Source organism: Micrococcus sp. KRD026 (genome assembly GCF_017168445.1).
Taxonomy (GTDB): domain Bacteria; phylum Actinomycetota; class Actinomycetes; order Actinomycetales; family Micrococcaceae; genus Micrococcus; species Micrococcus luteus.
In genome coordinates, this window is the sequence record NZ_JABFBA010000004.1 from 28,254 (window position 1) to 40,201 (window position 11,948).

9 protein-coding genes and 1 pseudogene are annotated in these 11,948 nt (G+C 72.9%); 4 read left to right on the forward strand and 6 right to left on the reverse strand.

The window, feature by feature from the left end; translation table 11 throughout:
• The first annotated feature begins 32 nt into the window (after positions 1 to 32).
• Positions 33 to 1,646 (forward strand): amidophosphoribosyltransferase, encoded by a 1,614-nt coding sequence (gene purF / locus J1M40_RS01070; protein ID WP_206450384.1) that lies wholly within the window; start codon positions 33 to 35, stop codon positions 1,644 to 1,646.
• Complete coding sequence (purM, locus tag J1M40_RS01075) at positions 1,643 to 2,800, forward strand: phosphoribosylformylglycinamidine cyclo-ligase (RefSeq protein ID WP_206450375.1); 1,158 nt, start codon at positions 1,643 to 1,645, stop codon at positions 2,798 to 2,800. The genes purF and purM overlap by 4 nt, the downstream gene beginning before the upstream one ends.
• 66 nt (positions 2,801 to 2,866) lie before the next feature.
• On the opposite strand, the gene J1M40_RS01080 is transcribed toward purM, so the two are convergent.
• The 4 genes and pseudogenes from J1M40_RS01080 to J1M40_RS01095 form a co-directional block, all read right to left on the reverse strand.
• Positions 2,867 to 3,856, reverse strand: a complete 990-nt coding sequence (locus tag J1M40_RS01080) for a hypothetical protein (RefSeq protein ID WP_073116715.1) — start codon at positions 3,854 to 3,856, stop codon at positions 2,867 to 2,869.
• Between the two features lie 198 nt (positions 3,857 to 4,054).
• Positions 4,055 to 4,999, reverse strand: coding sequence for a Sir2 family NAD-dependent protein deacetylase (locus J1M40_RS01085; protein WP_036314243.1), 945 nt, complete (start codon positions 4,997 to 4,999; stop codon positions 4,055 to 4,057).
• Positions 4,996 to 5,202: a DUF3073 domain-containing protein gene (locus J1M40_RS01090; protein WP_036314242.1), complete on the reverse strand. Its 207-nt coding sequence runs from the start codon at positions 5,200 to 5,202 to the stop codon at positions 4,996 to 4,998. Before J1M40_RS01090 ends, J1M40_RS01085 begins: the two co-directional genes overlap by 4 nt.
• 251 nt (positions 5,203 to 5,453) lie before the next feature.
• Positions 5,454 to 5,816, reverse strand: a pseudogene (locus J1M40_RS01095) (integrase core domain-containing protein); the annotation flags it as partial.
• A 254-nt stretch (positions 5,817 to 6,070) separates the two neighbouring features.
• Between J1M40_RS01095 and J1M40_RS01100 the strand changes: the two are divergent.
• Positions 6,071 to 7,174 carry a M20/M25/M40 family metallo-hydrolase gene (locus J1M40_RS01100; protein ID WP_342356870.1) on the forward strand — a complete coding sequence of 368 codons (1,104 nt, stop codon included), beginning with the start codon at positions 6,071 to 6,073 and terminating at the stop codon, positions 7,172 to 7,174.
• Between the two features lie 128 nt (positions 7,175 to 7,302).
• Here the strand turns inward: J1M40_RS01100 and clpB are convergent, their stop codons facing one another.
• Entirely contained in the window at positions 7,303 to 9,897 is a 2,595-nt protein-coding gene (clpB, locus tag J1M40_RS01105) for an ATP-dependent chaperone ClpB (RefSeq protein ID WP_070709419.1), read from the reverse strand.
• A gap of 146 nt (positions 9,898 to 10,043) precedes the next feature.
• Between clpB and J1M40_RS01110 the strand changes: the two genes are divergently transcribed.
• Positions 10,044 to 11,225 (forward strand): YihY/virulence factor BrkB family protein, encoded by a 1,182-nt coding sequence (locus J1M40_RS01110; protein ID WP_070709417.1) that lies wholly within the window; start codon positions 10,044 to 10,046, stop codon positions 11,223 to 11,225.
• Between the two features lie 4 nt (positions 11,226 to 11,229).
• On the opposite strand, the gene J1M40_RS01115 is transcribed toward J1M40_RS01110, so the two are convergent.
• Positions 11,230 to 11,948, reverse strand: a 719-nt coding sequence (locus J1M40_RS01115) for a hypothetical protein (protein ID WP_274607961.1), incomplete at its 5' end; no start/stop codon positions are given.

Sequence of the window (11,948 nt, forward strand, 5' to 3'; positions counted from 1 at the left end):
CGCACCACCCCCACCGAAAGGACCCCCGAGCAGTGATCGCACCGCGCACCCGACGAGGCGACGGCCGCCTGACCGCCGCCCTCGACCCCCAGGACCAGGGGCCGCAGGACGAATGCGGCGTGTTCGGCGTGTGGGCGCCGGGCGAGGAGGTCGCGAAACTGGCCTACTACGGCCTGTACGCCCTCCAGCACCGCGGCCAGGAGTCCGCGGGCATCGCCGTCTCGGACGGCGGGCGCATCGCCGTCTACAAGGACATCGGCCTGGTCTCCCAGGTGTTCGACGAGGCCACCCTGACCGCACTGAGCGGCCACATCGCCGTCGGCCACTGCCGCTACTCCACCACCGGCGTGAACAAGTGGGCCAACGCCCAGCCCACCCTGGGCGCCACCGCCGACGACGGCACGGTCGCCCTGGCGCACAACGGCAACCTCGTGAACTCCGCCGAGCTGCTGCGCATGGTGCACGCCGCGGACGGCCGCCACACCCACGGTGAGATGAAGCAGGGCAACACCACGGACACCGCCCTGGTCACGGCCCTGCTGCACGGCGCCCCCGGGGACCGCCTCGAGGAGACCGCCCTCGAGCTGCTGCCGAAGATCCGCGGCGCCTACTGCTTCGTGTTCATGGACGAGCACACCCTCTACGCCGCCCGCGACCCGCAGGGCGTGCGCCCGCTCGTGCTCGGCCGCCTCGAGCGGGGCTGGGTGGTGGCCTCCGAGCAGTCGGCCCTCGCCACCGTCGGCGCCTCGTTCATCCGTGAGGTCGAGCCCGGCGAGATGATCGCGATCGACGAGGAGGGCATCCGCTCCACCCGCTTCGCCGAGTCCAAGCCGGCCGGCTGCGTGTTCGAGTACGTCTACCTCGCCCGGCCGGACGCCACGATCGCCGGGCGCTCCGTGTACGAGTCCCGCGTGGAGATGGGCCGCCGCCTCGCGCTCGAGCAGCCGGTCGAGGCCGACGTCGTGATCCCCGTGCCCGAGTCCGGCACGCCCGCCGCCGTGGGCTACGCGGACGCCTCGGGCCTGCCGTTCCGCCAGGGGTTCGTGAAGAACGCGTACGTGGGCCGCACCTTCATCCAGCCGTCCCAGACGCTGCGCCAGCTCGGCATCCGCCTCAAGCTCAACGTCGAGTCCACCGTGGTGGCCGGCAAGCGCGTCGTGGTGGTGGACGACTCGATCGTGCGGGGCAACACCCAGCGCGCCGTCGTGCGGATGCTCAAGGAGGCCGGCGCCGCCGAGGTGCACGTGAAGATCTCCTCCCCGCCCGTGAAGTGGCCCTGCTTCTACGGCATCGACTTCGCCACCCGCGCCGAGCTCATCGCCAACGGCGCCGCGGTGGACCAGATCGCCGCGTCCATCGGCGCCGACTCGCTGGCCTACATCAGCGAGGAGGGCATGATCGAGGCCACCGGGCAGCCGCGCGAACGCCTGTGCACCGCCTGCTTCACCGGCGACTACCCGATCCCGCTGGCCGACGAGGGCGAGCGCGGCAAGGGCCTGCTGGAGCCGGTCGCCGTGTCGCCCGCGTCCACCGTGGTGCTGGACGAGGGCGGCGAGACCACCACCGTGACCGCCACGGGCTGCGAGCCCAGCCCGGACGCCGACGACGAGAAGCTGCTCACCGAGACGGATAGGACCCCGCTGTGACCCCGAACCAGACCCCCTCCTCCGCCGCCCCGATCACCTACGCCTCGGCCGGCGTCGACGTGGAGGCCGGCGACTGCGCCGTCGAGCTGATGAAGGACGCCGTGAAGGCCACCCACACCCCCGAGGTCATGGGCGGCATCGGCGGCTTCGCCGGCATGTGGGACGCCTCCGCGCTGCTGCAGTACCGCAAGCCGCTGCTGACCACGTCCACGGACGGCGTCGGCACCAAGGTGGCGATCGCGCAGGCGATGGACAAGCACGACACCATCGGCCAGGACCTCGTGGGCATGGTCGTGGACGACATCGTGGTGGTCGGCGCCCAGCCCCTGTTCATGACCGACTACATCGCGTGCGGCAAGGTCGTGCCCGAGCGCATCGCGGACATCGTGCGCGGCGTGGCCGAGGGCTGCCGCCTGGCCGACACCGCGCTCGTGGGCGGCGAGACCGCCGAGCACCCGGGCCTGCTGGCCGCAGACGAGTACGACGTGGCGGGCGCGGCCACCGGCGTGGTCGAGGCGGACATGGTCCTGGGCGCGGAGCGGGTGCAGTCCGGCGACGTCGTGATCGGCATGGCCTCCTCCGGCATCCACTCGAACGGCTACTCGCTCGTGCGCCGCGTGGTGAACGCCGCGGGCTGGTCCCTGGACCGCGAGGTCACCGAGCTCGGCTGCACCCTCGGCGAGGAGCTGCTCGTGCCGACCCGCATCTACTCCCGCGCCTGCCTCGACCTGGTGCAGCGCCTCAACGGCCACCAGGGCGGCTCGGACCTGCCGGTGCGCGCGTTCAGCCACGTGACCGGCGGCGGCCTGGCCGCGAACCTGGCGCGCGTGCTCCCGCAGGGCCTCATGGCGACCGTCGAGCGCGACACCTGGTCCCTGCCGCCCGTGTTCCGCCTGGTGGGCGAGCTCGGCCGCGTTCCGCAGTCCGACCTCGAGCGCACCCTCAACCTCGGCGTGGGCATGGTGGCCGTGGTGGACCCGGAGGTGGCCGCGACGTCGATCTCCGTGCTCGTGGACGCCGGCATCGACGCGTGGGAGATGGGCACCATCGGCGCCCTCACCGACGACGCGGCGGCCGCAGGCCTGAACTTCGTGCAGGGCGCCAAGGGCGTCGACGGCGGCGCCGTGCTGATGCGCGGCCAGTACGCCGCCTGACCCCACGGGGCGTTTTCGTTCGGGAAACGGCGGCCTCCGGGGTGTTTTCGTTCGGGAAACGGCGGTTCACGACGCGAACACCCGCCCGCCGAGCCGGGCCCGGTGCGTCTGCACCTCGGCGACGACGCGCCGGAAGTCGTCCCGTGCGTCGTCCACCGTGGCCCAGATCTGCGTCCAGCCCGCGCGCGCCCATCCCTCGTCTCGCCACGAGTCCACCGCGAGCTGTGCCGGGTCGAGGTGGTGACCGCCGTCGTAGTGGACCACCAAGCGCCACTGCCGCCACCCCAGATCCGCGTCCGGTGACCGGGCCCGGCCCGGGTGCAGCACCAGCTGGAGCTCCGGCTCGGGCAGGCCGGCGTGGAGCAGGGCCAGTCGCAGGGCTGTCTCCTGCGGGGAATCCGCGCCCACCCGCACCAGCTCGAGTGCGGCACGGGCGGTGCGCACTCCCTTGAACCGTCCGGCACGCAGGAGCGCGGACCGCAGGGCCGCCGTCGTGGTCCGTGGTGAGCGACGCCCCTCCGGCGACCACGGCCGATGGATGAGGGCGTCCCCGGCCGCCACGACGGGCTCGAGCATGCCTGGACGAAGCAGCGCGGCCAGATCCGCCCAGGATCGCTCCAGGCTCGTCAGGCGGATCCCGTGGAGGGCTGTGACGTCCGCGGCCGGGACGAGGCGGGCATGCGAGGTGATCTCCGGTCGGACGCTCGCCCCGCGCGGGTGCGGCCGGGACACGTGCACCGTGCCGTCCTCCGCCAGGAACGGCGGCAGCGGCACGCGGTGCAGGAGCAGCGCCGTGAGGTGGGAGGCCACTCCCCCGCTCGCCTCCACGATCGCGGCCGTCTCCTCCGGCGCGAAGGGAGCGGGGGCCTCGACGTAGCCGAGATCCGCCCACGAGCCGAGGTGGTCAGACCGGAGCCGATGGACCCCATGCGTCACGCGCCGCACGTCACCGCCGCGGACCAGTCGCTCCGAAACCCCGGCCGCGCGCAGGTCGCCACGGGTGAACGGCCGGCCGGCCTCGGCGATGTCCGATAGGGGCAGGGAAGACGTGACCATGCCCGTGACGATGGCTCAACCCGGCCGACCCCGGCCGCGCGGGAGCACCCACCGTGGACGAGGACGTCGGCGGCGCCGCCTGTGCAGGAGTCGTGCGTGGCCCCGGGCCACCCGGTGTCCACACCCCCGGCGCCCGCCATTTCCCGCACGAAAACGCCCCGGCGCCCGCCGTTTCCCGCACGAAAACGTGGGTGGGGGTCAGAGGCGGGCGTCGAGCCAGGCCAGCGCGTCGGCGACCGGGGCGCGCCAGCGCCAGCGGGCCTTGGCGTCGGCGCGGGTGGGGCCGAGGTTGATCAGCCCCGTCTCATGCCCGGCCCGCTCGGCCCGCAGCACGAACCGGTAGCCGCTCATCACGGCCAGCGAGGTGCCGACGGCGAGCACCGTGCCGCCGTCGTCGGCCATCGCCTCCGCGGCCGCGCGCCGCGCCGGGGGCACGGACTCGCCGAAGTACACGACGTCCGGCTTGAGCTTCACGGAGCCGCACACCCGGCAGCCGACCATCGTGAACTCCTCCACCCAGTGCTGGTCGAGGGAGACGTCCCCGTCGGGGTTCACGGCGTCCGGGTCGATCGCCACGCGCTCGAGGTAGCCCGGGTTGGCGGCCTCGAGCCGCAGGTCCAGGTCACGGCGGGACTCGGTGGCCCCGCAGTTCAGGCAGGCCACGCGCGCCAGGTCCCCGTGGAGCTCGATCAGCCGGTCCTCCGGCATCCCCGCCGCGCGTCCGGCCTCGGCGTGCAGCCCGTCCACGTTCTGGGTCAGGACGCCGGCGATCCGCCCCTCGGCCGCCCAGCGCGCGAGGATGCGGTGCGCCTCGTTCGGGCGGGCCTGGTCCATGCGGCGCCAGCCCACGAACGAGCGCGCCCAGTAGCGGTGGCGGGCGGCCGGGTCGTCCCGGAACTCCTGGTACGTCATCGGCCGGTGGCGGTGCAGGGACCCGTTCGGCCCCCGGTAGTCCGGGATGCCGGAGTCCGTGGACACGCCGGCCCCGGTGATCACGAGCGGGCGGGACTCCTCCATCAGACGCAGCAGACCTCGAGACGCCGTCTCGGGGTCCTGCAGCGGTGCTGTCTCATCCACCACCCTGGCGATCGACCGCAGGGCGGCCTGATGCCCGTCCAGGGCCGGATGCCGTGCGGGCGTCATCGCGCCCGCGCGTCGTCGTCCTCGTCCTCCGCGTAGAGGTCCGCGTACGGATCCTCGTACTCGGGCTCCTGGTCCTGCTCCGGGCCGCGCGTGCGTCCGCCCGTGAGCTCTCGCTCCAGTGCCGAGAGGTCTGTTCCGGGAGAGAAGTACTTCATCTCCCGTGCCTGCTTCGTGGCCTTCGCCTTCTGACGGCCGCGCCCCATGAGCGTGACCCCCTTCGCATCTCTCGCCGCCTCGGATCTGTGGCGCACAGGGGCCCGCCGAGGTCTTCACTGGTCAATATGGTTCGTGCGGACAAGGATACATGACCCGCCGGACGGCCTGTGGACGACGACGACCGGCCCGGTCCGGCGGGGCGTGCAGTGGCGCCGGGTGCGGCGCGGGCGGCCGCGGCACGGGCGGCATCCGGCTGGACGGGCGTGACACACACCCTGTACGGACGCTGGACGACCGGCTAGGTGTAGGAGGGCATGACGTTGTTGACTCGGGTCGGTGCCAGTGAGGCCGGAGGAGCGTCTCCGCAGGAGGTATGAGGCCGATGGTAGTTGTAGTGGTTCACCCACACCTGCAGGGCCTCACGCCGAGCCTGCTCTGAGGAGTACGGGCGGGCGTAGAGGACCTCGTCCACCATCAGCCGGTTGTACCTCTCCACCTTCCCGTTATGGCGCGGGGTGTAGGGCCGGATCCGGTGATGCCGGCCCCCGAGCGAGACCACCTTCGCGGTGAAGTCCACGGCCCGGTAGTTGTTCCCGTTGTCCGTGATCACCCGGTCCACGGTGATGCCGTGGGCGGCGAAGAACGCCCTCGCCCGGCAGAAGAGTCTCACTCGCCGCCCCGGCCGCCCCGGCCGCCCCGGCGAAGGCCAGCGCCGCCACCACGCAGACCGCCGACCGGGGCCTGGGCCCCGGCCAGAACCGTGCCGGCGGCAACCCGAACTCCCCGGAGAAGCTGGTCCGATCCATCTCCTCGGACCACCTCCGCCAGGACATCGAGGCGTTCGCGGCCATCGCGGACGAGCACGGCAACCGCGCCGCGGGCACGCCGGGCTTCCAGGCCTCGCTCGACTACGCCGTGGGCGAGCTCGAGGAGGCCGGCTACGACGTCGAGCTCCAGGAGTTCGAGATCACCTACACCGAGACCCTGCGGGACCGGCTCGCGCAGACCGGACCCGTCCAGCGCGACCTCGAGCACACCGTCTTCACGTCCTCGCCCTCGGCGCAGGTCACCGACGCCCCGCTCGCGGCCCCCGCCGGCGCCGCCACCGGCTGCGCCGACGCGGACTGGGCCGACGCGGACCTGACCGGCAGCGTCGCCCTGGTCTCCCGGGGCGACTGCACCTTCGCCCAGAAGTCCCAGGTCGCGGCCGCCTCCGGCGCCGAGGCCGTCATCATCTACAACAACGCCGAGGGCGCGCTGAACGGCACCCTGGGCGCCGCGCCGGGCGACGTCGTCGGGACCGTGGGCGTGACCCGCGAGCTGGGCGCCGATCTGCTGGCCCAGACCCGCGCCGGCGGCGCCACCGTCACCCTGGACCTCGAGCAGCTTGTGGAGCAGCGGCCCACCTGGAACGTGCTGGCGGAGACGCGCACGGGCAGCGACGACGACGTCGTGATGCTCGGCGCCCACCTGGATGGCGTGCCGGAGGGCCCGGGCATCCACGACAACGCCTCGGGCGTCGCGGCGACCCTCGAGGTCGCGCGCCAGGCCGCCAAGGCCAACAAGGCCGAGAGCAAGGTCCGCTTCGCCCTGTGGGGTGCCGAGGAGATCGGCCTGCTGGGCTCGCACCACTACGTGGACACCCTGACCGCCGCGGAGCGTGAGGACATCATCCTCTACACCAACCTGGACATGGTGGCCCCGCTGGACCACCAGAACACGCTCGGCGTGCTCACGGCCGACTGGTCGATCGGTGCTGAGTCCCTGCTCGGCGCGCAGCTCGACCGCGACGGCCACACGCACCAGCCCGAGGGCAGCAACGGCCGCTCGGACTACGCGCCGTTCGTGGACGCGGGCATCGCCTCGACGGGCCTGCTCTCGATCCGCGACGACAACTACCACACGCCCCAGGACGACATCGACAACGTCTCCATCACCACGCTGACCCACACGGCCCGCGCGGTGGCGAACCTGATCGGCACCCTCCAGCAGGACGCCGACGCCCTCGGCACCCGCTGACCCGAGCGGCTCCGTCCGTCTCACAGATGCCGTCGGGGGCGGTTTCGGGTGGTATCCAGGCCGGATACCACCCGAAACCGCCCCCGACGCGCCAGAGGGAGGAGGAACACGGTCCGTCGGTCCCGGCGTCAGCCCTTCCGGGTCACGGTGAGGCCGTTCTCGCCCTCGACACGGTCCACGACCACGGTGTCCCCGTCCGCGATCTCCCCGGCGAGGATGCCGCGGGCCAGGCGGTCGCCGATCTCGCGCTGCACCAGGCGGCGCAGGGGCCGGGCGCCGTAGGCCGGGTCGAACCCGGTCGCGGCGAGCCACGCCTTGGCGGCGTCGGACACCTCGAGGGTGAGGCGGCGGTCCGTCAGGCGCGCCTGCAGGGACTCGACCTGCAGGTCCACGATCCGCGTCAGCTCGGCCACGGTGAGCGCGTCGAACTGCACGATCTCGTCCAGGCGGTTGAGGAACTCGGGCTTGAACGCCCCGCGCACCACGGACATCACGGACTCGCGCTTGGCGGCCTCGTCCAGGGTCGGGTCCACGAGGAACTGCGAGCCCAGGTTCGAGGTGAGGATCAGGATCACGTTGCGGAAGTCCACGGTGCGGCCCTGGCCGTCGGTGAGGCGGCCGTCGTCGAGCACCTGGAGCAGGATGTCGAAGACCTCGGGGTGGGCCTTCTCCACCTCGTCCAGCAGCACCACCGAGTACGGGCGACGCCGCACGGCCTCCGTGAGCTGGCCGCCCTCGTCGTAGCCGACGTAGCCCGGAGGGGCGCCGACCAGGCGGGAGACGGAGTGCTTCTCCGCGTACTCGGACATGTCGATCCGCACCATGGCGCGCTCGTCGTCGAAGAGGAACTCCGCGAGCGCCTTGGCCAGCTCGGTCTTGCCCACGCCCGTGGGGCCCAGGAACAGGAACGAGCCCGTGGGCCGGTTCGGGTCCGCGATGCCGGCCCGCGAGCGGCGCACCGCGTCCGCGACGGCGACGACGGCGTCCCGCTGCCCGATCAGCCGCTCGCCGAGGTGCTCCTCCATGGTGAGCAGCTTCTCGGACTCGGCGGTGAGCATGCGCCCGGCGGGGATGCCGGTCCAGGCGGAGACCACCTCGGCGATGTCGTCCGCCGTGACCTCCTCGGAGACCATCGGCTCGGTGGCCGAGCGGTCGGCCTCGCGGGCGGCGCGGTCCGCCTCCTCGAGCTGCTTCTCCAGCGCGGGGATCTCGCCGTACAGCAGGCGGGAGGCCTCGGCGAGGTCGCCGTCGCGTTGGGCCTTCTCGGCGAGCGAACGCAGCTCGTCCACCTTGGCGCGCAGGTCGCCGGCCTGGTTGAGGGTGGCCTTCTCCGCGTCCCAGCGGGCGGTGAGGGCGGTGAGCTCCTCCTCGCGGTCCGCCTTCTCCGCGCGCAGGGCGTCGAGCCGCTCGATGGACGCGGGGTCCGTCTCGCCTTCGAGGGCGAGCTCCTCCATGGTCAGGCGGTCCACCTGGCGGCGCAGGACGTCGATCTCCTCCGGGGCGGAGTCGATCTCCATGCGCAGGCGTGAGGCGGCCTCGTCCACGAGGTCGATGGCCTTGTCCGGCAGCTGGCGGCCGGTGATGTACCGGTGGGACAGCGTGGCCGCGGCCACGAGCGCGGAGTCGGCGATGGCCACCTTGTGGTGGGCCTCGTAGCGCTCCTTGAGCCCGCGCAGGATGGCGATCGTGTCGTCCACGCTGGGCTCGCCCACGAAGACCTGCTGGAAGCGGCGCTCCAGGGCGGGGTCCTTCTCGATGTTCTCGCGGTACTCGTCCAAGGTGGTCGCGCCGATCAGGCGCAGCTCGCCGCGGGCCAGCATGGGCTTGAGCATGTTGCCGGCGTCCATGGCGCCCTCGGACGCGCCCGCGCCCACGACGGTGTGGATCTCGTCGATGAACGTGACGACCTGCCCCTCGGCGGCCTTGATCTCCTCGAGGACGGCCTTCAGGCGCTCCTCGAACTCGCCGCGGTACTTGGCGCCGGCGACCATGGCGCCCAGGTCCAGGCTGATCAGCGTCTTGCCGCGCAGGGACTCGGGGACGTCCCCGGCCACCATCCGCTGGGCCAGGCCCTCGACGACGGCGGTCTTGCCGACGCCGGGCTCGCCGATGAGCACGGGGTTGTTCTTGGTGCGGCGCGAGAGCACCTGCACCACACGGCGGATCTCGGCGTCGCGGCCGATCACCGGGTCGAGCTTGCCGGAGCGGGCGATCTCGGTGAGGTCCGTGCCGTACTTCTCCAGGGACTGGAAGGTGGTCTCCGGGTCCTGGGTGGTGACGCGGGAGTCGCCGCGCACCAGGGTCAGGGCGGCGGCGAGCGCCTCGAGGCTCGCCCCGTTCGAGCGCAGTGCCTCACCGGCCTCGCCGGAGTCCGCTGCCACGCCGAGCAGCAGGTGCTCGGTGGAGACGAACTCGTCCGAGCGCTGCTCGGCCTGGGTGCGCGCGTTCTGCACGACCTGCAGGGCGGCGCGCGAGAACTGGGGCTGGGCCACCGTGCTGCCCTGGGTGGAGGGCAGGCGTCGGATGGCCGAGGAGGCCGCCGTGGAGACGGCGTCGGGGTCGGCCCCGGCGGCCTTCAGGACGGCCACGGCGACGGACTCCCGCTGGTCCATCAGGGCCTTCAGCAGGTGGGCCGGCTCGACCTGGGGGTTGCCGGCGGTGGAGGCGTTCATGGCCGCAGCCGAGAGCGCCTCCTGGCTCTTGGTGGTGAACTTGGCATCCATGGACTATTGGCTCCTTCTCTCCCGTGTCCCGGGGTGTCGGACAACCGTCGACCGCGGGCCGTTCCCGCCGCAGACGAAGTTGAGTCTATATAGCTCAACCCTCCACGCACCAGGGCTATTCCCCCTCGCGCCGGTACGTTGGTGCCATGGCCGGCTCCACAGCGGCGCCCCGGCGCCTCCGCACGTACACCCGACCGCGGGTGTCCCTGCTGTACGTCCTGCGCCGCACCCTGCACCGGCTCTTCGAGCTGCAGGTCTGGGATGTGGCCGCCGCCATGACCTTCTTCGGGGCGCTGTCCCTGCTGCCCACCGTCATCGCCCTGCTCTCCGTGGTCTCGCTGCTGGGCGTCGAGGAGGAGACCGTGGACGCCGCGGCCCACCTGGCCGCCGAGATCTGGCCGTCGCTGACGCCCGACGTCGTCCGCGAATGGATCCTGACCCTCGGCTCGGCCGGGCCCGGCACCGGCGCCGTCGTCCTGGGGGCCGTCGGCACCGTGGTGTCCGCTTCGGGCGCCGTCGGCGCGTTCCACCGGGCCATGCACCGCATCCACGACACCCGCGAGGGCCGGCCCTTCCTCCACTTCCGCCTCGTGGTCTTCGTCGAGACGCTCGCCCTCATGCTCGGCGCCGTGCTGATCACGATCCTGGTGGTCGTCGGCGGCGACCTCTCCCTGCGCCTCGGCCAGGCCGTCGGCCTGCCGGAGGAGACGGTCCAGACGTGGAACGTGGTGAAGTGGCCGGTCATCCTCGTGGTGATCGCCCTGATCGTGACCCTCGCCTACCGCCTGGGGCCCAACGTCCGGCAGCCCCGCTACCGCCCGCTCTCGCTCGGCGCCGTGGCCGTGGTGGTCCTGCTCTTCGGCGCCACCGTGGCCCTGGGCTGGATCACGGACCGGTTCGGCCAGTTCGCCGTGGTCGGGCGGATCAACTCCGCGATCGGCGTGCTCGCCCTCGCGTGGGTGGCGTGCATCGTGCTGCTGGCCGGGGCCGCCTTCGACGCGGAGGTGCTGCGTGCCCGCCAGCTGGCCGTCGGCATCGACGCCTCCGTCGAGATCCAGCTGGCGACGCGGCACACCGCGGTGCTCGAGGCCTCCGAACGGCACGAGGCCCGCAACCGCCGCCTGGCCCGGCTCGTGGCCGACGCCGTGCGCGCCGGCGAGGACCTCACGATCGAGGCCACACCCCTGCTCTCCGAGGAGGGGCGCCTCCTCGCGGTCGAGTCGGGGCGGCGGGACCCGGAGGACGTCAGCTCGGGCAGCCCGTTCCACGCGGACCCGGTGTCCGACGATGGCGCCCGCCTCGAGCCGACGTCCCGGCCCGACGACTGACAGGTCAGCGCTCCCGGGCCTCGAACGCCTCGACCTGGGCACGCAGCGTCTCGGCCGCGATCTCCTCGTCGAGGCCCACCATGCCGAGGTACACGAGCTCGTCCCCGTCCGTGACGCCGCCGACGGTCATGGTGAACAGGGCCGTGTCCATGCCCGAGTTCCCCAGAGCGATGTGGACCGCGTCCGGCACGCCGGGCACCTTCGTGAAGGCCGCCTGGACGCCGTCCGGGTCGCCGAACGTGCCGCACGTGTCGGCCAGCTTGCCGAAGGGCGCCAGCAGATCGGTGCCGTCGTCGGTGACCGCGACCATGCCGAACGCCCCGGCCTGGGAACCGGCCAGGCCGGTGACGGCGGCCGGGTCCACCTCGTACTGGGCCAGCGCACCGCCGAGCCCGGGCGCCTGCTGCGTGTTGATCTGCTCGATGAGGTCCGCGCAGGCGCCCGTGGGGGTGACGCCCGTCAGGCTCAGGCTGGTGCTGATCGGCTCGCCGCCGCCGGCCTGGGTCTCCATGCCCGTGAACACGCCGCCGGGCGCGGTCTCCGGGGTGAGCAGGACGTCCTCGAGCGCCTCCACGCGCTCCTCCTGCTCGTCCGTGAGGTCCGAGCCGGCCCCCGTCGGGGCGGACTCGGACGCGTCGGCCGAGGAGGACGAGGCCTCGCCGCCTCCCCCGCCGCAGCCGACGAGCGCGAGGGCGCCCACGGCGAGCAGGGACAGGGCGACGG

What these genes read in the sequence shown, in the direction of transcription:
- J1M40_RS01080 (WP_073116715.1), bottom strand. Translation starts at nt 3,856, where the DNA reads ATGGTCACGTCTTCCCTGCCCCTATCGGACATCGCCGAGGCCGGCCGG.
- J1M40_RS01085 (WP_036314243.1), bottom strand. Translation starts at nt 4,999, where the DNA reads ATGACGCCCGCACGGCATCCGGCCCTGGACGGGCATCAGGCCGCCCTG.
- J1M40_RS01090 (WP_036314242.1), bottom strand. Translation starts at nt 5,202, where the DNA reads ATGGGGCGCGGCCGTCAGAAGGCGAAGGCCACGAAGCAGGCACGGGAG.
- clpB (WP_070709419.1), bottom strand. Translation starts at nt 9,897, where the DNA reads ATGGATGCCAAGTTCACCACCAAGAGCCAGGAGGCGCTCTCGGCTGCG.
- J1M40_RS01110 (WP_070709417.1), top strand. Translation starts at nt 10,044, where the DNA reads ATGGCCGGCTCCACAGCGGCGCCCCGGCGCCTCCGCACGTACACCCGA.